Source organism: Mesorhizobium sp. CNPSo 4661, assembly GCF_057784215.1.
Map to the genome: position 1 here is coordinate 14,418 of NZ_JBWGIO010000021.1, position 18,332 is coordinate 32,749.

General features: G+C 63.9%; 22 protein-coding genes and 1 pseudogene. 14 read left to right on the forward strand and 9 right to left on the reverse strand.

Annotated elements, in window-relative coordinates:
- Positions 1-5: 5 nt before the first annotated feature.
- The 6 genes from ruvA to rcdA all read right to left on the reverse strand — a co-directional run bounded on the left by ruvA (position 6) and on the right by rcdA (position 4,242).
- On the reverse strand, positions 6-626 hold the full coding sequence (gene ruvA / locus AC0YKC_RS27495; protein WP_320296439.1) for a Holliday junction branch migration protein RuvA: 621 nt from the start codon (positions 624-626) through the stop codon (positions 6-8).
- A gap of 10 nt (positions 627-636) precedes the next feature.
- Positions 637-1,056: a type II toxin-antitoxin system VapC family toxin gene (locus AC0YKC_RS27500; RefSeq protein ID WP_320296438.1), complete on the reverse strand. Its 420-nt coding sequence runs from the start codon at positions 1,054-1,056 to the stop codon at positions 637-639.
- Positions 1,034-1,303: an AbrB/MazE/SpoVT family DNA-binding domain-containing protein gene (locus AC0YKC_RS27505; protein ID WP_320296437.1), complete on the reverse strand. Its 270-nt coding sequence runs from the start codon at positions 1,301-1,303 to the stop codon at positions 1,034-1,036. Before AC0YKC_RS27505 ends, AC0YKC_RS27500 begins: the two co-directional genes overlap by 23 nt.
- A gap of 44 nt (positions 1,304-1,347) precedes the next feature.
- Positions 1,348-1,866, reverse strand: coding sequence for a crossover junction endodeoxyribonuclease RuvC (gene ruvC, locus AC0YKC_RS27510; RefSeq protein WP_320296436.1), 519 nt, complete (start codon positions 1,864-1,866; stop codon positions 1,348-1,350).
- 490 nt (positions 1,867-2,356) lie between these two features.
- Positions 2,357-3,421, reverse strand: coding sequence for a glycosyltransferase family 2 protein (locus AC0YKC_RS27515; RefSeq protein WP_488513353.1), 1,065 nt, complete (start codon positions 3,419-3,421; stop codon positions 2,357-2,359).
- A gap of 293 nt (positions 3,422-3,714) precedes the next feature.
- Entirely contained in the window at positions 3,715-4,242 is a 528-nt protein-coding gene (gene rcdA, locus AC0YKC_RS27520; protein WP_488513354.1) for a protease adaptor protein RcdA, read from the reverse strand.
- A gap of 559 nt (positions 4,243-4,801) precedes the next feature.
- Between rcdA and AC0YKC_RS27525 the strand changes: the two genes are divergently transcribed.
- A complete protein-coding gene (locus AC0YKC_RS27525; protein ID WP_488513355.1) occupies positions 4,802-5,353 on the forward strand; it encodes a DUF2269 family protein in 552 nt (183 codons plus the stop codon).
- A gap of 33 nt (positions 5,354-5,386) precedes the next feature.
- Here the strand turns inward: AC0YKC_RS27525 and AC0YKC_RS27530 are convergent, their stop codons facing one another.
- Positions 5,387-6,157 (reverse strand): sulfite exporter TauE/SafE family protein, encoded by a 771-nt coding sequence (locus tag AC0YKC_RS27530; RefSeq protein ID WP_488513402.1) that lies wholly within the window; start codon positions 6,155-6,157, stop codon positions 5,387-5,389.
- 160 nt (positions 6,158-6,317) lie between these two features.
- Between AC0YKC_RS27530 and AC0YKC_RS27535 the strand changes: the two are divergent.
- Positions 6,318-6,776, forward strand: a pseudogene (locus AC0YKC_RS27535) (GNAT family N-acetyltransferase).
- Positions 6,777-6,896: 120 nt separating this feature from the next.
- On the opposite strand, the gene AC0YKC_RS27540 reads toward AC0YKC_RS27535, so the two are convergent.
- Positions 6,897-7,625: a class I SAM-dependent methyltransferase gene (locus AC0YKC_RS27540; RefSeq protein WP_488513356.1), complete on the reverse strand. Its 729-nt coding sequence runs from the start codon at positions 7,623-7,625 to the stop codon at positions 6,897-6,899.
- Between the two features lie 102 nt (positions 7,626-7,727).
- On the opposite strand from AC0YKC_RS27540, the gene AC0YKC_RS27545 reads away from it, so the two are divergent.
- The 9 genes from AC0YKC_RS27545 to AC0YKC_RS27585 all read left to right on the forward strand — a co-directional run bounded on the left by AC0YKC_RS27545 (position 7,728) and on the right by AC0YKC_RS27585 (position 15,332).
- Positions 7,728-8,318, forward strand: coding sequence for a PH domain-containing protein (locus AC0YKC_RS27545; protein WP_434724355.1), 591 nt, complete (start codon positions 7,728-7,730; stop codon positions 8,316-8,318).
- An 84-nt stretch (positions 8,319-8,402) separates the two neighbouring features.
- Positions 8,403-9,050, forward strand: coding sequence for a thiamine phosphate synthase (locus AC0YKC_RS27550; RefSeq protein ID WP_488513357.1), 648 nt, complete (start codon positions 8,403-8,405; stop codon positions 9,048-9,050).
- Between the two features lies 1 nt (position 9,051).
- Positions 9,052-10,164 carry a tetratricopeptide repeat protein gene (locus AC0YKC_RS27555; RefSeq protein ID WP_488513358.1) on the forward strand — a complete coding sequence of 371 codons (1,113 nt, stop codon included), beginning with the start codon at positions 9,052-9,054 and terminating at the stop codon, positions 10,162-10,164.
- Positions 10,165-10,280: 116 nt separating this feature from the next.
- The gene (efp, locus tag AC0YKC_RS27560; RefSeq protein WP_320296427.1) at positions 10,281-10,847 is read left to right on the forward strand and encodes an elongation factor P; all 567 of its coding nucleotides are present in this window, start codon (positions 10,281-10,283) and stop codon (positions 10,845-10,847) included.
- A gap of 23 nt (positions 10,848-10,870) precedes the next feature.
- A complete protein-coding gene (locus AC0YKC_RS27565) occupies positions 10,871-11,671 on the forward strand; it encodes an inositol monophosphatase family protein (RefSeq protein ID WP_320296426.1) in 801 nt (266 codons plus the stop codon).
- 115 nt (positions 11,672-11,786) lie between these two features.
- Positions 11,787-12,479 carry a PAQR family membrane homeostasis protein TrhA gene (gene trhA / locus AC0YKC_RS27570; RefSeq protein ID WP_320296425.1) on the forward strand — a complete coding sequence of 231 codons (693 nt, stop codon included), beginning with the start codon at positions 11,787-11,789 and terminating at the stop codon, positions 12,477-12,479.
- 123 nt (positions 12,480-12,602) lie between these two features.
- A complete protein-coding gene (locus AC0YKC_RS27575) occupies positions 12,603-13,625 on the forward strand; it encodes a MotA/TolQ/ExbB proton channel family protein (protein WP_320296424.1) in 1,023 nt (340 codons plus the stop codon).
- A 1-nt stretch (position 13,626) separates the two neighbouring features.
- Positions 13,627-14,655: a peptidoglycan -binding protein gene (locus tag AC0YKC_RS27580; RefSeq protein ID WP_488513359.1), complete on the forward strand. Its 1,029-nt coding sequence runs from the start codon at positions 13,627-13,629 to the stop codon at positions 14,653-14,655.
- A 251-nt stretch (positions 14,656-14,906) separates the two neighbouring features.
- Positions 14,907-15,332 carry a hypothetical protein gene (locus tag AC0YKC_RS27585; RefSeq protein WP_488513360.1) on the forward strand — a complete coding sequence of 142 codons (426 nt, stop codon included), beginning with the start codon at positions 14,907-14,909 and terminating at the stop codon, positions 15,330-15,332.
- Positions 15,333-15,527: 195 nt separating this feature from the next.
- On the opposite strand, the gene AC0YKC_RS27590 is transcribed toward AC0YKC_RS27585, so the two are convergent.
- A complete protein-coding gene (locus tag AC0YKC_RS27590) occupies positions 15,528-15,881 on the reverse strand; it encodes a DUF1304 domain-containing protein (RefSeq protein WP_320296766.1) in 354 nt (117 codons plus the stop codon).
- A 146-nt stretch (positions 15,882-16,027) separates the two neighbouring features.
- Here AC0YKC_RS27590 and AC0YKC_RS27595 point away from each other — a divergent pair, with 146 nt between their 5' ends.
- The 3 genes from AC0YKC_RS27595 (at position 16,028) to AC0YKC_RS27605 (ending at position 18,327) form a co-directional block, all read left to right on the forward strand.
- Positions 16,028-17,512 carry a carboxypeptidase M32 gene (locus tag AC0YKC_RS27595; protein ID WP_488513361.1) on the forward strand — a complete coding sequence of 495 codons (1,485 nt, stop codon included), beginning with the start codon at positions 16,028-16,030 and terminating at the stop codon, positions 17,510-17,512.
- A gap of 108 nt (positions 17,513-17,620) precedes the next feature.
- Complete coding sequence (locus AC0YKC_RS27600) at positions 17,621-17,899, forward strand: hypothetical protein (protein WP_488513362.1); 279 nt, start codon at positions 17,621-17,623, stop codon at positions 17,897-17,899.
- Entirely contained in the window at positions 17,896-18,327 is a 432-nt protein-coding gene (locus tag AC0YKC_RS27605) for a type II toxin-antitoxin system VapC family toxin (protein WP_488513363.1), read from the forward strand. Before AC0YKC_RS27600 ends, AC0YKC_RS27605 begins: the two co-directional genes overlap by 4 nt.
- Positions 18,328-18,332 lie beyond the last annotated feature (5 nt).

The window sequence follows — 18,332 nt, forward strand, 5'->3', positions numbered from 1 at the left end:
CTGCCTCACCGCGCCAGCTCCCTCAGCCCGAAGCGGATCAGCTTGGACGCGTCCGCGCCCTCGCCGGCCGATTTCAGCGCGGCCGCAACCGCATTCGCCGCGATGTCGCGCGAATAGCCGAGATTGACCAGCGCCGAAACCGCGTCCGTGATCGGTGCGGCCGCCACCCCTTCGCCGAGCTCCTGCTTGAGGCCGATCGTTCCGGTGGCCGCGCCCGCATAGGCCGGCGCCTTGCTGCGCAATTCGGTGACGATGCGCTCGGCCACCTTCTTGCCGACGCCGGGCGCGCGGGAAACCATGGCGATGTCGCGCAGCGCGATCGCATTGGCGAGGTCGGCAGGCGCCAGCGTTGACAAAATAGCCAGCGCCACCTTGGCGCCGACGCCCTGCACATTGTTCATCAAGAGGCGAAACCACTCGCGCTCCAACGCGCTCTGGAAACCGTAGAGCCGGATCATGTCCTCGCGCACATAGGTCTCGATGAACAGCACCACCGCCTCGCCGGGCGACGGCAGCGCGGCAAGCGTGCGCGCCGAGCAATGGGCGACATAGCCGACGCCGTGCACGTCGACGAGGCAGGAGTCTTCGTCGATCTCGTCCAGCGTGCCTTTCAGCTTGCCGATCATGGCCTGGCCTTCATGGATGTGTTTCCGGAGAGACGATTTCGAGGTCTGGGAAATAGCTGCGATAGCGAGGCGCGTCGCGCGTCAAGAGGCGGTGACCGGCGACGGCCGCATGAGCGCCAATGAAAAAATCCGGCAAGGTCCGCTCCCGAACACCGCCGGCCCGCCGATAACGGGAATGTGCCACCCCAGCCAGGAATGCGGCTTCCCAAGGCAAAAACTCGCGATCCATTTCAAGTCTCTCGGCTGCTTTCCTCAGCATTGCTTCGGAAGCGACCAGAGGAGCAAGCTCGGACCAGACGATGCTGTTGATGACCAGCGCGCCATCGCGTCGGCAGGAGACGATCGCCGACGCGGACCATTCCGTCAGCGGCCCAGCCGGACCCCAGACATCAATGAGCACGTTTGTGTCAATTAACGTCGAGATTTTCACGTGGTCCCCTCAACCACTCCATATACTCGTCCGTCGTCATGCCGCCCAAATCCAGCGTCCCCTCCATCTTGTCGAGGATCTCCTTGAATTTGCGGGCAGCTTCCTCCTCCGAAATGTTTTCGTTGACGGCGACAAGCCGGGCGCCCTCGTCGGTGGCCACGAACTGGACCTCCGAACCCGGGCCTATGCCCAGGTGATCCCTTATTTGTTTGGGGATCGTGACTTGCCCTTTGGTGGTCACACGCATGGTAATACCTCCGAGGTATTACTTACCGGGCAAATGAGAACAAGTCAAGAACAAGCTACCAGAGCAGCCATCCGATAGGCCGCACTCGGGCGGTGATGCGCATGGCAGATGGCGATGGCCAGAGCGTCCGCGGCATCGTCGGTGTCGAAGACAGCCTTCGGCATCAGCACCTTCACCATCATGTGGATCTGTTTCTTCTCGCCGTGGCCGACGCCGATCACCGCCTTCTTGACGGCGTTGGGGGCGTATTCGGCGACCACCAGCCCGGCGCGCGCCGGCACCAGCATGGCGATGCCGCGCGCCTGGCCGAGCTTCAGCGTCGCGGTCGCATCCTTGTTGACGAAAGTCTGCTCGACCGCTGCCTCATGCGGCATGGCCTGGTGCAGCACCTCGGCCAAGCCGTCATGCAGCTGGCAGAGCCTTGTCGCCAGCGACTCCTTTTCGTCGGACCGCACCGTGCCGGACGCGACGAAGCGCAGCGAATTGCCGACGCTGTCGATAATACCCCAACCGGTGCGCCTCAGCCCCGGATCGATGCCGATGATGCGAATCGCTTCCCCCATGCGCCAAGTTTAGCCGTGGCGGCAAGCGATGCCAGCGAAATGTGAACAAACCGGAAACGATCGCGATCCAATGGGCATCCTGGTCCGGCGTTCGCGCCGGCATTGTCCAATCTCGGCTGGTGGCACTGCACCGAAGTTTTGACCGATCGGCCCTATTTGCATCGGCAGGTGGCATACGTTCGTTGGAGATTGGCCGAAACGCCCTTCGCGATCGTCATTCTAGGGCGGAGCGACGCGCAGCGGCGCGCAGACCCTAGAATCCATGCCGTTACCTTCGCCAAGGCGTGCAACGGAGCAGAATTCTGCACCGCAGCGACGCTTCCAAGTCATGGCATGGATTCTATGGTCTGCGCCGCGTCGCTTCGCTCCTTGCTCCGCCATAGAATGACGAGGTAGGGGCGGCTTCGACCAATCTCCAGCGTTGCGCTGATTGATGGAAAACCTTGCACCAAGACAAACGGCAACCTTTCAAAATCCCTGTGTCGAGGTTCTAGTTCGTCACGCGACGGATAGCTTTCGACAGCCGTGTGAGAAATGCCGGCCTGGACGATGCGACCAGCTTCCAGGCCAGGACTGCATTGCCCATGCGCCGCGGGAGAATTCCGATGCAGAGGAACCAGACCGCCAGCGCGGCCCGCCGACGCCAGGATGCGTTCATTTCCAGACTGGCGGAGGCGCCCGCTTTTGCCAGTCCCAGCCGGGAGTCGGTCGTGACCGGATGCTGAGGCTCGTCGACACAGAGCGAAGCCAATCGCTCTTCCAGATGGACCGGATCGCGAAGGCCGGCATCCGGCGATACGGTGAGACCGATCTCGGCGGCTCGGCCGGACAAGGCTTCGAGACGGCGGAAATCATGCTGCACGCGCCAACGCGCCCGCTCGGCAAGCCTTTCGGCGAAGACCGAATGGTTGGAGCCGTGGATGCGGTAGGCGCCGAGGCAGGTGTCGATGGATTTCACCTCCCCGTGCAGCGGCGCGAGCGTCGCGAGGTAGCCATCGGCGCCCTGCCGGAAATCGCTTTCGGGCATGGGCATTATCGTTTCCAGTGCCTCGCGGTCGAACGCCAGCCCGCTTGTCACCGTCGTATGGTATCGCCCCTTTCGCAACAATTCCGGCACGACATCGCCAGAGTCGAACGGCTGTTCCGGAGGTGGGAAGACATCCTTGATACGCTGGTCCTCATCGACGAGATGCAACCTGAACTGCGCCTGGGCGACGTCCGCGTCCCACTCGTCCAGGACCTCGGAGACGGCGTTCGGATAGAGGTAATCGTCAGCGTCGAGGAAAAGGACGATCTCCCCGGTGCTCGCCTCGAAGCCGGTATTGAACGCGGCGGCATGGCCGCCATTCCTGCGCCTCAGGCACGGGCGGATCTTGTCGCCGTAGGATTCGATGACGGCCACCGACGCATCCGTCGATGCGTCGTCGACGACCACAACCTCGACATTTCGGTGGTCCTGCTCCAACGCGCTGTCGATGGCGCGTCCCAGGAACTGGTCGTAGTTATAATTGGGGATGATGATCGATACCGGGATGCGGTCCAATGGCGAATGCACGGGATCAAGCCTCGCAATCTGCTTTGGTCACAGTGACGGTGATTTTCCTGCAGAACCGGCTCGGGTCGACCGGGCTGCGGCGAACGGCCCCAACTAGGGTCTCATCTCGTTAAGGCAAGGCTGATCTTTCTCGCGAAGGCCGGCATGGCCTTCAAATGCTATGACGGCTGCCCGCAATATCGAAGAACGGCCGGAAGCGCAGGCGTCCGACTTGCGGCCAAAACGGCTCGCCAAATCGCGGCTCGATTGGGGGATGTGGTTCCCGCTCCCGCGCGTTTCTTGCAGACGCAGCTTCAGCCGCGGGCGAACGCCGTATTCAAAAGGCTGATCTGGTCGGAAACCGGGTTGGCGCGCCGGCTGGGGGCGAGCGTGTCGTTGATGACGCCGCCATAGATTTCCTCGTCCATGCGCCGCACCAGCGCCTGCAGGCGCAGCGAGCGCGTCACGAGGTCCAGAAAATCCTTGGGCAACTCGTTCCAGCCAAGCGCCTCGTCATGCGCCGACGCCGTGTCGAGCCGCACCTTGGATTTCTCCGAGGCCACCTGGTCGCGCGTCATCTCGCCGGAATTCGCCGCACGCTGCAGCAGCAGCCAGGAGGCGACCTGCATGAGCCTTGTGGTCAGCCGCATCGATTCGGCCGCATAGAGCGTCGCCGCCGTGCGCGACAATTTCTTGGCCTCGAGCCTGCCCTTGCCATCGAGATATTCGGCTGCCTGCTCGACCAGCCCCATGCCTTCCTGGTAGAGCGGCTTGAAGGATTGGGAGAAAACCCGGCGCTCCGCCAGTTTAATGGTTTTCGCGCCCTTCGAAGGCTCGTTCATCGATACGCCCCTGCACTGCCGCAAGCCGATTCGGCAATCCTCGCCGACGTGGCCCGCACCCTAAATGACTGAGGCTTGAAAATGCGCTTCGATGCCCATGAAGGCAAGCGCATGTTTAACAAACGGTTAACGCCGGCCTCGTTCCAGCCATCCGCAAGCGGATGGCGCCAGCCTGCCGCCCGCGGACAAAAAAAGAGCCGCGGATAAGGCGGCTCTCAGGAGTTTAACAGGGAGGCGTCAAACAAAGTGGCTCCAACCACTCGGTAAGAATCCAGCAAAACTGGATGCGCATAGTAAACGCCCGTAAAGCTTAATGAACCCTTAACACGGCGACGATTTTTTAAGCGACCGCGCTTTCCTGTGCCGGAACAGGACAGCCGGCTTCGCCGCCCGGGATCGTCTGAAAACCGGACCTTCGAACGCCGAACCCGGCCATCGAAACATGTTGGCCGCCGCCGCGACATCGTTCCGAAACACGCGCCACGCAAAAGCCCGCTCCTCTGAAGCGGCGCGCGGATCCGCGCCGCTCGAAACCAGGCGGGATATCCGGGAGCAAATCATGGATTGGTATTCGATCGTCAAATTCCTTCACGTCGTTTCGGCCGTTTTGTGGGTCGGCGGCGGCTTCGTGCTGTTCCTGCTCGGCGTGCTGGCCGAGCGTGCCGGCAACATCGAGGACAAGCTGCAGGCAATGCGCGCCAGCGGACAGCTCGGCGGCAGGTTCTTCGCGCCGATGTCGATGCTGACGCTGGCCTTCGGCCTCATCATGTGCGGCTTCTGGGTCGGCTTTACCGAGCTGTGGATCGTCATCGGCCTCGTCGGCTACGCCACCACCTTCTCGATCGGCATGCTCGTCTTCAAGCCGACCGGCGAGCGCATGGGCGCCATGGTCGCCGAGCAGGGCGTGACGCCGGCGGTTCTTGCCATCGGCCAGCGCATGATGAATTGGGCGCGCCTCGACTACGCGGTGATGCTGGTGATCATCGCCGACATGGTGCTGAAGCCCACTTTGCACGACATCGGTATTCTTGCCGGCATGGCGATGGTGGTTGCGCTGGGCGCCGCGCTCGCCTTCGGCGGCGGCCGCCAGATGGTGCCGAGCGCCGCTTGAATCCTTCTGGTGAGGCTGGCCCGGCGGCCGGCCTCACCAGAAACCGGCAATGCCATCCCACAACAGCTTGACGGCGACCACCGCGACGGTCGCGTAGGTGAATGGGTAGAATATCTCAGGCCGCATGCGGCGCACCAGCCACGCGCCGGCAATGGTGGAGAGCGGCGCCAGCGGCATCAGCACCGCCGAGGCGGTCAAATTGGTGGTGTCGAACTGGCCGAGCGCGAAATAGGGGATCAGCTTCAGCGCATTGGTGGCAGCAAAGAAGATCGCCGCTGTTCCCGACAGCACTTTCGGGTCGAGCCGGATCGGCAGCGCATAGACCTGGAAGGGCGGACCGCCGACATGGGCGACGAAGCTGGTGAAGCCTGCGACCGCGCCCCAGAAGGCCGCCGCGATGCGGTTCGGCTCCGCCGCATGGCCGGCGCCGTGGCGGAACTGCAAATATAGCCAGCGCAGCACGAACACCAGCGCGACCGCGCCGACGATCAGCCGCACCATCTCCTCGGTGACCAAGGCCGCGGTCAGCCAGCCAAGTCCGATGCCGATGACGGCGCCGGGCATCATGTCGACCAGCATCTTGCGGTCGTAGACGCCCCACCAGGTCCACACGGAAACCACATCCATCAGGCACAGGATCGGCAGCAGGATGGCGGCCGCCTGAACCGGCGGAATGGTCAGCGCCATGAGCGGCACGCCGACGAAACCGACGGCGCCGCCGAAGCCGCCTTTCGACAGGCCGACAAGGATCACCGCCGGAATGGCGGCGGCATAGAACCACGGATCGCTGAGCAGGCCTGACATCGGCAAGGGAAGGTTGGAGAAGGCGGGGAGCCAGCCATAGCGCAGAATGGCGCCGCCGGGATAGTCATTAATGCCGGCATCCGCTATTGCCGAGCCGGCATCGACGGCCGCCGCGCTGTCAGGGCCGTTTTCGATCGGCTCGCTGTCTCGAGGTATGGAAATGAGCGCCATCAGCATCCGCAAGGCTCGCGAAGCGGACGTGGCGGCAATCGTCGCGATGCTTGCCGACGATGCGCTCGGCCAGGCCCGCGAAGACGCCGGGCTGCCGCTGTCGCGAGCCTATCTCGACGCCTTCGCGGCGATAGACGGCGATCCGAACTAGTTCCTCGCGGTGATGACCGACGGCGACGACGTCATCGGCACGCTGCAGATCACCTTTATCGCCGGACTGTCGCTGCGCGGCGCCCGTCGCGGCCTGATCGAGGCGGTGCGCGTCGCGTCGAGCCGGCGCGGCGAAGGGCTGGGACAGCGTCTGTTCGAATGGGCGATCGACAAATGCCGCGAGCGGGGCTGCCGGGTCGTCCAGCTGACGACCAACAAGAGCCGGACCGACGCGCATCGCTTCTATGAGCGCCTTGGCTTCAAGGCCAGCCACGTCGGCTACAAGCTTGAACTCTAATGCATGTCGCCCAGAAGTGCGCAGCGGTTCTGGGATAACGACATGCATCAAAACAAAGACCTAAAGCGCGTCGCCTGAATCCGTTTCAGTACGGCGCGCTTTAGGCCAGCGTCCGGCCGTTCAACGCCGCGCCTGAACAAGCAGGAACATCGGCCGTTCCAGCTCCTCGGCGAGTTCCGGCCGGGCGGCGATCTGCTCGTCCGTCGGGCAAAATTCCTCGACATGGCCGATGCTGAATCCGGCCTGGATCAGCAAATTGAGCGTGGTGCCGATGGTGCGGTGATATTTCACGACGCCCTTGGTGAACCAGTCGGTGCTGCGCGGCCCCTCCACCAGATACCGGTCGACCGGCCATGTCTTCCTGCCCGTGGCATCGACCGACCAGCCCGGATCGGTCGGAGCCATATAGATCGGATGTTCCGTTGAGAAGACGAAGGCTCCGCCGGGCACCAGGGCCTGATGGACGGTCGCGAACAGGCGCGCTGCATCGCCGACATAATGCAGCGCAAGCGAACTGTAGGCGAGATTGAAACGCGCCTTCGACAGACTGAGCTCATCGAGGTCGGCGCGCTGATAGGTGACGCCGCCGTCGGAGCCGGCGGCGCGTGCGCGGGCAAGCATCTTTTCCGAGAGGTCGAGGCCTAGGACTTCTCTTGCGCCATGCGAGCGCGCCCAGCGGCAGAACCAGCCGAACCCGCAGCCGAGATCGACAATGCTTGCGCCATCGACGTCGGGCAGCATGGCGCGCAGCGCCGGCCATTCGGGCGCGCCCTCCAGGCCCTCGACCGAGCGGCCGAGGCGGCTATAGCCATCGAAGAAATCCGGATGGTCGTAGATATTTTGCGCCATGTGCCTGTCCTCGCAGCCCATTGCCGGCCGCCTGCAAGTCCGGAAGCCGAGATTTGCATTGGTGCCGAAACACCACTTATGCAATGAATGAACCGGCGGAAAGTGGCGGGTGGCTGCGTGGAAAATCAACTCTTTCAAGGCCGGCTGTTGCCGCATGAACGCATCTTGTGGAGTGGGACGCCCGCGCAGGGACTGCTGTTCTCCAGTCGCGACGTCTTTCTGATCCCGTTCAGCCTGCTCTGGTGCGGCTTTGCGATTTTCTGGACCTATTCGGCGACGAGGCAAGGCGCGCCACTGTTCTTTGACGCCTGGGGAGCGATGTTCGTCTGCGTCGGCCTCTTCATGGTTTTCGGCAGGTTCATATTCGACGCCTGGCTGAGGCGGCGGATATGCTACGCCGTCACCAACAAGCGTATCCTGATCCTGCGCGGCGCCCCGTCCGCCAACTTCACCTCGATCGATCTCGAACGCATTCCCGACGTCCAGTTGACCGGCGAAACGGCGACGAAGGGGACCTTGCGCTTCGGAGCCGCCATGTCGGCATATCCATTCTCACGGATGAACGGGTGGTTTCCGGCGCTGGATCCGGTCCCGCAGTTTCTCGGAATCGAACAGCCGCAGCGCGTGTTGGATCTCATCATGAAGACCCGGCGCGACGATGCTCGTGCGGACCGGTCTCCGTCCGCCGCATAGCCGACTGTTCAAGCCGCCCCCTTTGCTCTATGCCGCAATGCAACCATGTTCGCCCGGCATAGGCGAAACCGGGATCGAAGGCCAATGAACGATATAAACCCGCCCAACCGCTGCCGCATCGTGCTGATCGCGCCGCCGCTCGTGTCGGCGGAGCAGATCTGCGCGGCGTTCGAGGGCGGCGACGTCGCCTCGCTGATCCTGCCGGACAACGGCATGGACGATGCCTCTTTCCAGGCCTTCGCCGCGAGGATCGTGCCGATAGCGCAGGCCTCCGGCGTCGCCGTCATCATTGCCGGCGACAGCCGCATCGCCGGGCGCGTCCAGGCCGACGGCATCCATGTCGATGTCAAGCCCGGTGAGCTCGCCGAGACGATCGAGCGCGTGGCCGGCAAGATGATGGTCGGCGTCGGCGGCGCCAAGACCCGCGACGAAGCGCTGGATCTCGGCGAAGCGCGGCCAGACTACATGTTCTTCGGCCGCTTCGGCTACGACAACAAGCCGGAGCCGCATCACCGCAACCTCGCCCTCGGCGAATGGTGGGCGGAGATGATCTCGATCCCTTGCATCGTCATGGCCGGCTCCGAGCTTGCCTCCGTCGAGACGGTGGCCGCGACCGGCGCCGAGTTCGTGGCGCTGTCCAGCGCCGTCTTTGCCGACGCGCGCGACCCGCGGGCGGCGATCGCCGCCGCCAACGCGCTGCTCGATCAAACCGCGCCGCGCTTCGAGAGCTGACATGCGCCTGCGTGTCCTTCCTCTGGTTGTCCTGGCCGGCTTGTTTGCGCAGGCCGCGACGGCGGCTCAGACCGTCCCGCAGCCGCGGCCGGATGCCGGCTCTCCAGACGCCGGCACACCGAATACGGTCACGCCCAACGCAGGCACGCCGGACGCCGGCGCGCCTGACGCGAGCAGGTTCGGCGGCGCTCCCCATATCGACAAGCCGATCCAGAACACCTTGCCGCAGCCGGCCACCATGACGCCGCCATCGGCCGACGCCGTCAATCCCGACCGCTTCGGCGCCAAGCAGCCGGACGCCGCCTATGGCGCCTTCCAGCGCGGGCTCTACAAGACCGCTTACAACCTTGCCATGGACCGCGCCAAGAACGGCGATCCGGCGGCCGAGACGCTGGTGGCCGAAATCCTGTCGCGCGGGCTGGGCGTGCCGCTCAATCCGGCCGAGGCCAGCAAATGGTATGCGCTTGCCGCCGAGCAGGGCGTGCCAGAGGCGCAGTTCCAATATGCGCTGATGCTGCTCGACGGCCGCTATGCGAAGAAGGACGAAAAGGGCGCCTTCGCGCTGATGCAGGCCTCGGCCGAGGCCGGCAACCGGCTTGCGCAGTTCAACTTCGCCCAGTTGCTCGTCCAGCAGGATCCCGGCGACGGCGGCCTTGTGAAGGCCGCCGTCTATTATGAGCGCGCCGCCGCCACCGGCCTTGCCGACGCCCAATATGCGATGGCGCAGCTCTACGCCAACGGCGCCGGCGGCAAGCCGCATGACGACGCCCAGGCGCGTCTTCTGCTGGCGCAAGCCGCGCGACAGAATTACGACACCGCGCAGGTCGACCTCGCCGCCTGGATGATCGAGGGACGCGGCGGCCCGCGCGACCTGAAATCGGGCTTTGCCTGGATGAAGCGGGCGGCGCAAGGCGGCAATGTCGCGGCCCAGAACCGCCTCGCCAAGCTCTATATGGGCGGCATCGGCACCGATCCGGACCTGATCCTGGCCGGCGCCTGGTACATCGTCGCCCGCCGCGCCGGCCTTATCGACCCGCAGATGGACGATTTCCTGCAGGGCCTCGACGACGACCAGACCAAGCAGGCGCTGCAGAAGGCAAATCGCCTGCCTTGACGCATAGCGCCACGGACGGCATGTCCGGCCTCCCTTGCTACTATGCGCAATTTGTGGTCTTGGAGGCGCCAAAGCGCGCGCCGCGCCAGAAAAATCTCATTCCGGATCAGTTCATCATGGCCAAGATCAGTGGCAACGAAATCCGTCCCGGCTATGTCATCGAGCACGATGGCGGGCTGTGGGTGGCGGTCAAGACCAACACCGTCAAGCCAGGCAAGGGCGGCGCCTATAATCAGGTCGAGCTGAAGAACCTGATCAACGGCACCAAGCTCAACGAGCGCTTCCGCTCGGCCGAGACCGTCGAGCAGATCCGGCTCGACCTGAAGGATTTTTCGTTCCTCTACGAGCAGGGCGACGCGCTGGTCTTCATGGACACCGAAAGCTACGAGCAGCTCGAGCTGGCGAAGGACTTCGTCGGCGAGCGCGCCGCCTTCCTGCAGGACGGCATGATGGTGACGGTGCAGCTTTACGAGGAGCGGCCGATCGGCATTTCGCTGCCCGACCAGGTGACGCTGACCATTACCGAGGCCGACCCGGTTGTGCGGGGCCAGACGGCCGCCTCCTCCTACAAGCCGGCGGTGCTGGAGAACGGCATCCGCGTTCTCGTGCCGCCCTTCATTTCGGCCGGCGAGCGCATCATCGTCGACACCAACGAAATCACCTACGTGCGCCGCGCGGATTAACGGCAAAAAGCAGGAAGAAAAAAATGGCGCGTTCCGCTCTCCTCAACGTCATGGTCCAGGCCGCGATGAAGGCCGGCCGCTCGCTGTCGCGCGACTTCGGCGAGGTGCAGAACTTGCAGGTCTCGATGAAGGGGCCGGGCGACTATGTCAGCCAGGCCGACCGCAAGGCCGAAGAGATCGTCTTCACCGAGCTTTCCAAGGCGCGGCCGGGCTACGCCTTCCTGATGGAAGAACGCGGCGCGGTCGAAGGCGAGGACGCCCAGCACCGCTGGATCGTCGACCCGCTCGACGGCACCACCAATTTCCTGCACGGCATCCCGCTCTTCTCCGTGTCGATCGCCCTCGAGCGCCAGGGCCAGGTCGTCGCCGGCGTCGTCTACAATCCGGCGATGGACGAGCTCTACACGGCCGAGCGCGGCGGCGGCGCCTTCATGAACGACCGGCGGCTGCGCGTCGCCGGGCGCTCCAAGCTGACCGACGCGGTGATCGGCTGCGGCGTGCCGCATCTCGGTCGCGGCCAGCACGGCAATTTCCTGATCGAGCTGCGCAACGTCATGGCCGAAGTCTCCGGCGTGCGCCGCCTGGGTTCCGCCGCGCTCGATCTCGCCTATGTCGCGGCCGGACGCATGGATGGTTTCTGGGAAACCGGCCTGTCCTCCTGGGACATCGCGGCGGGCATCCTTCTGGTGCGCGAAGCCGGCGGCTTCGTCTCCGACATGGATGGCGCGCAGGACATGCTGGACAATGGCGAGGTCGTCGCCGGCAACGAGCTCATCCAGCGCGCGCTGCTCAAGACCGTGAAGAAGCCATTGGCTGCTCGCTGACTGACTATGGCGTCCTTCGCGCGTCGAAAGGACGCGCGCCTTTAGTCGCAAAACCGCAACCGAAGCTTGAAATACTGGTCCGCAAGCGCCCAGATTAGGCGTTGCAGGATCATCGATGAACGACGCGCGTCCAGATACAACGCTTGAAATCCCCTTTGTCGGGCGCTGGCACTATTCGCGTGCCGAAATGATCGCCGACGGCATCGTCCACGCGGTCGGCATCGTGCTGGCGATCGCGGCCGGCTCCGCTTTCCTGGCTTTGGCCGCCTTCCATTCCGGTCCGGGCGAATATATCGCCGCAGTGTTCTACGTGGTGTCGCTGCTCACCGTGCTCTCGGTTTCGCTGGCCTATAATCTGTGGCCGGTGTCGTGGCCGGCGAAATGGATCCTGCGCCGCTTCGATCACGCCGCGATCTATCTGCTGATCGCCGCCACCTACACGCCCTTCCTCGCCCAGCTCGACAACTCGCCGTTGGCGCTGCCCATGATCGTCGTCGTGTGGAGCGCGGCAGCGGCCGGTATCGCCATCAAGATGTTCGTGCCCGGCCGCTACGACCGGCTGGCCATCGTCTTCTATCTCGCCATCGGCTGGAGCGGCGTCGTGCTCGCCGGACCGCTGGTCCACACGCTGCCGACGACCTCCGTCGCGCTGCTCATCGCCGGCGGCATCGTCTATTCCTGCGGCGTCATCTTCTTCGCCTGGAAGGGCCTGCGCTTCCACAATGCCGTCTGGCACGGCTTCGTCGTCACCGGCGCCGGCCTTCATTTGGCCGCCATGGTCGACTGCCTTGTCGTCAACCGGTTCTAGAGCATGAGCTAGGCCTGTGGCGCGGGCCTGTCAGGCCATATTGCCAAGCGCCATTCAATTTGGTCACAATTCCGTTTAGAGTCGCGGCAATTCTGCGGCGGTGGCATCGGAAACGGGGCACGGATGGCTTTTCTCAGATCCTTCGGCAGGCGATCGGACGTCCTGGTCTATGATCCGCACAAGCTGTCGAGCCCGCAGGTCTTCCTGCTCACCATGGTGATCTTCCTGATCATCGTCGCTTTCATCGCCGCCATCCTCACCCGCCAGATATCGACCGCCTTCTCCAGCAATCCGGGCCTCAACGGACTGATCGTCGGCGTGCTGGCGGTTGGCATCCTGCTTGCCTTCGTCCAGGTCGGGCGGCTGTTCCGCGAGGTGCGCTGGGTCAATTCCTTCCGCGCCGGCTCCGAGACCACCGAGCCGGTTCTTTTGGCGCCGATGAAGGCGATGATCGGCCGTTCGTCCTCGATGGCCTTCTCGACCTCGTCGATGCGCACGATGCTGGATTCCATCGCCACGCGCCTCGACGAAAGCCGCGACACCTCGCGCTATCTGGTCGGCCTGCTCGTGTTCCTCGGCCTGCTTGGCACCTTCTGGGGCCTGCTCAACACCATCGCCTCGATCCGCGAGACGATCGAGGCGCTGGACCCGGGCAGCGGCGATGCGGCCGCCGTTCTCGACGCGCTGAAACAGGGCCTGTCGGCGCCGCTCGCCGGCATGGGCACCGCGTTTTCGTCCTCGCTGTTCGGCCTTTCCGGATCGCTTGTGCTCGGCTTCCTCGACCTGCAGGCCGGCCGCGCCCAGACCCGCTTCTACACCGAACTGGAGAACTGGCTGTCCTCTGTCACCGATCTGTCGTCCGACATCGTGGTCTCCGACACGTCGAAGACAACCGAATCCTCCGAGGACATCCGCCTGCTGTCGGAGCGGCTGCGCAGCCTGCAGGAGAATGGCGGCGGCTCCAATCCGCGCGTCGCCACCGCCATGGCCAATCTTGCCGACGGTATCTCGGGGCTGGTCAAGAACATGCGCTCCGAGCAGCAGATCATGCGCGACTGGGTCGAGGCCCAGTCCGACGAGCAGAAGGCCATGCGCAACACGCTGGAAAAGATCGCCGACGCGCTGAAGAAGCAAGGGGTCCACTGACGTGGCGCTGGCAAGACGGCGCGCCGACCGCCGCATCGACTACTGGCCTGGCTTCGTCGACGCGCTGTCGACGCTGCTGTTGGCGATCATGTTCCTGCTCACGGTCTTCGTGCTGGCGCAATTCCTGCTCAGCCGCGAGATTTCCGGCAAGGACACGGTGCTGAACCGCCTCAACTCGCAGATCAACGAGCTGACCCAGTTGCTGGCGCTGGAGCGCTCGAACAGCCAGGATAAGGAAGACTCGCTCGCCAATTTGCAGGCTTCGCTGTCGGCGTCGGAAGCCGAAAAAAGCCGCCTCGAACAGTTGCTCTCGCAGGGCGCCGGCGCCGGCGACGCGGCCAACAAGCGGGCGGACCAGCTTTCCGGCGAGCTCAGCAACCAGCGCCAGATCAGCCAGCAGGCGCTGAGCCAGGTCGAGATCCTCAACCAGCAGATAGCGGCCCTTCGCAAGCAGATCGGCGCGCTGGAAGACGCGCTCAACGTTTCCGAGCAGCGCGACCACGACTCCAACACCAAGATCGCCGATCTCGGCCGCCGCCTGAATGTAGCACTTGCGCAGCGCGTCCAGGAGCTCAACCGCTACCGTTCCGACTTCTTCGGCCGGCTGCGCGAGATCCTCGCCGACCGCGAGAACATCCGCATCGTCGGCGACCGTTTCGTCTTCCAGTCGGAGGTGCTGTTCCCAACCGGCTCCGACGAGATCAACGACGCCGGCAAGGTCGAGATGAAGAAGCTCGCCGACGCCATCATCGAATTGCAGAAGGAAATCCCGCCCGAGATCAGCTGGGTGCTGCGCGTCGACGGCCACACCGACAACAAGCCGCTGTCAGGCACCGGCCGCTATCGCGACAACTGGGAACTGTCGACCGCGCGCGCGACGTCCGTCGTGAAGTTCCTGATCGAGAACGGCGTGCCGGCCAACCGGCTGGTAGCCGCCGGCTTCGGCGAGTTCCAGCCGCTCGACCCGGCCGATACCGACGAGGCGCGCGGCAAGAACCGCCGCATTGAACTGAAGCTCACAGAACGGTGACCCATTATCACAGAAAGTCACGGGAAGTTGTTCGTCGGCTGAATACTTAGCGCGACAAGTCCTGGCGGCAAGGCCTGAAAACATTATCTTTTTTTAATTACACATCGCGAATCGACGCACCTAATTTGCTACGCAGGGCCGGGGACCGCCGGCGATGCCTCCCATCGCGACGCGACGGAACCGGACGGCCCGGAAAGGTCGGAAGGCAATGCGGCAGGACCGCTTCCTTCCCTGCAGGAGGATGCGCCGCCATGCGCGCTTCAACATCTCTCAAGACTGTAACCCTGGCTGCCACGCTGATCGCGGCTCCGCTCGCCGGCGCCTATGCGGCCGGACATCACAAGGGGCTTCTCGACGCGACCGCTCCAACCGATTTCACCGGCCCGCGCGTGACCAGCCTTATCGATCAGGTCCAGGGCGTGGATCAGGGCATCACCGACGCCCGGCAGGCAAACAGCATTTCAGCTTCGGAAGCGCAGCAACTGCATATGCGCGCCGCGCATATCAGCCAGGCCGCGGAGCATGTCGCGGCTTCGGATCACGGCAGGATCCCGTCCGCGCAATACCATGAGTTGCTGCGCCGTCTCGACAATGTCGACCAGAGGCTGATGAACGACACCGGCAGCGGCTTCATGATGGGCGACGGCGACGATGGCGGGAATTACCCGAACGGTTAAAGCAGGTCGCGTGAAAAAGAATTCACGCGATCTGCTTTAAGTTTTTGATTTTAAGCATGTCTTTGTCCCGAAACCGGGCCCACTTTCGGGAGACATGCTTTAGAGCATTTGCTCTGATCCCACAGGAAGGGACCAACTGGCGCCCGCGGGACCTGGCCCCGAGGGCGTCCTTTTTCGATCGCATACCCGTTTCGATCACAGGCCGAGCCAAAGCGCGACGATGGCGAGCACCGCCGGCACCGTCTGGATGAAGAGGATCTTGCGGCCGACGGTCGCCGCGCCATAGAGGCCGGCGACGGCGACGCAGAGCAGGAAGAACATCTTGACCTGGAACCCGCCGGCGCCGAGATAGAGACCCCAGATCAGGCCCGCGGCGAGAAAGCCGTTATAGAGCCCCTGGTTGGCGGCAAGCACCTTCGAGGCGCTGGCGAATTCCGGCGTCAGTCCAAACGCCTTGCGGCCGCGCGGCGTGTCCCACAACACCATCTCAAGATAGACGATATAGCAGTGGATCAGTGCCACCAGCCCGACCAGGATATTGCCGACCATTGTCCCCTCCAGCAGTTTGTTGAAGGCATTGATCACGCAGTAGGCTCGCAAGGCAAGACGGCTGACCCCATCGCGACCGGACAGGGTTGCCAAGCTCGGCGCCTTGGTATCTTTTCGCGCCAGCCAAATTGACCTCGGGATCCATCATGTCTTTCCAGAAACTCGACCAACTCGGCCACAAGCTCGAAGCGCTGGAGCATGCCTTGGCCATCCTCGGCGCCGACGAGGCGACCCATATGGCGGTCGGCGGCGGCGAGAAGCGCGCCGAGGCGATGTCCTCGCTTGCCGGCATGCTGCACGCCCAGGCGACCGCGCCGGAGATCGGCGACTGGATTGCCGCCGCCGAAGCCGAGCCGCTGGGCGAAGAGCAGCAGGCGGCGGTGCGGGAACTGCGCCGCCAATACACCAACCTCACCTGCCTGCCGGTCGAATTCGTCGAGCGCCAGACGGTGGCGCGCATGCGTTCCGAGCAGCTCTGGCGCGACCTGCGCGCCAAGAACGACTGGGCCGGCTTCCTGCCGGCGCTGGAAGGCGTCGTGGCCCTGGTGCGCGAGGAAGCAGCGCTGCGCGCCGAAGTGCTCGGCCTCGCCCCCTATGACGCGCTGATGGAGCAGTATGACCCCGGCAACCGCGCCACCGACATCACGCCGGTGTTTGCCGAGCTGAAGGCCTTCCTCAAGGATTTCCTGCCGCGCGCGCTGGCCGTGCAGGATGCGCGGTTGGCGAAACATCCGTTGAAGCCGCTGTCGGGCAGCTATGCCGTCGACCGCCAGCGCGAGCTCGGCCTTGCCATGATGGCGGCGGTCGGCTTCGACCTCACCCACGGCTCGCTCTCGGTGTCGCACCACCCCTTCTGCGGCGGCGTGCCGACCGACGTGCGCATCACCACCCGCTACAAGACCTCCGACTTCCTGTCGGCGCTGATGGGCGTGCTGCACGAGACCGGCCACGCGCTCTACGAGCAGAACCTGCCGAAAGCCTGGTCGCATTGGCCGCTGGGCAAGGCGCGCGGCATGGCTGTGCATGAGAGCCAAAGCCTGTTCGTCGAAAAGCAGATCGGCCGCAACCCGGCCTTCTGGCGCTGGGCGCTGCCGGTGGTCGAAAAACACCTCGGCGAGGCCTGGTCGCTCGACGACATCCTGCCGCATGTCCACCATGTCGAGCGCGGCCTGATCCGCGTCGACGCCGACGAGGTCACCTATCCGTTGCATGTTATCCTGCGCTACGAGCTCGAGCAGGAGCTCGTGTCCGGCCGGCTGGAGGTCGCCGACCTGCCCGAAGCCTGGGACGCCAAGATGCGCGACTATCTCGGCCTCTCGACCATCGACAACCCCGCCGACGGGCCGATGCAGGATGTGCACTGGCCGGGCGCCGCCTTCGGCTATTTCCCCTCCTACACGCTCGGCGCCATGATGGCGGCGCAGCAATGGGCGGCTTTGATCAGGGAGCACCCCTCCGCCGACGAGGACCTCGCCAAGGGCGATTTCAGCGCCGTCAACGAGTGGCGTCGCGCAAAGATCTGGTCGCAGGGCTCGCGCTGGTCGACGCCGGACCTGCTCGAGCGCGCCACCGGCGAAAAGCTCAATGCCACTTACTTCACGCAGCACCTGCGCAGGCGCTACGGCGGCTGATAGAATAGCTGATCGCCCGCGCATCCTTGAGAACTGCACCGGGCGGCGGTGGTAGATCATTTGCGTACTATTTCGTACTACTATATCTTATGATCTAGAGGTGCGCAGATGAACGCTTCGGGTCCAAAGGAACGCGCGACGTTTTCGATCGACAGCTCGATCAAGGAGACGCTTGAAAGCCAGGTTCCGAAGAGCAAGCGATCCCGCTTTGTCGAAGAGGCGATCGCAAAGGCATTGAAGGATGCCGCGAAAGAACGCGCTCTGAAAATGATCCGGGACTTCAAGCCAGTTTCCACCGGCGGCGAAGACTCGACCGACGTGCTGCGCAGAATTCGTCTGGAGATGGACGGCAGGCCGGCGGACGTCCTCGAAGGTCGCAAGAGGTGATCATCGTCGACGCGTCGATCTTCATCAAGCTCTTTCGGGATGAGGATGACAGCCAACTGGCTCGAAATCTGTTCATGAAGAACATTGCGGATGGCCGCGTCATGGCCGCCCCCAGCATCCTGCTTTACGAGGCGCTATCGGCGGCGCTTCACTATGAGCAATCCTTTGTCATGGTCGCAAAGCTGATCGGCGGATTGCGGGAAGCCGGTTTCGAACTTCTGGAGCCAGATACGGAGGAACTGGCCAAGACACAGGAGATGGCAACGCGGCTCAGTCCTGCCGGTGGCTATCCCACGCTCAACGATTGCGTCTACCACGCAATCGCCATCAACCGCACTGCAACATTGGTGACAGCCGACCAGCGGCATTTTGCCAAAACAAAACATTTGGGCAGCATCATCCTGCTCGCCGACTGGCGAGCGGACTGAACCCA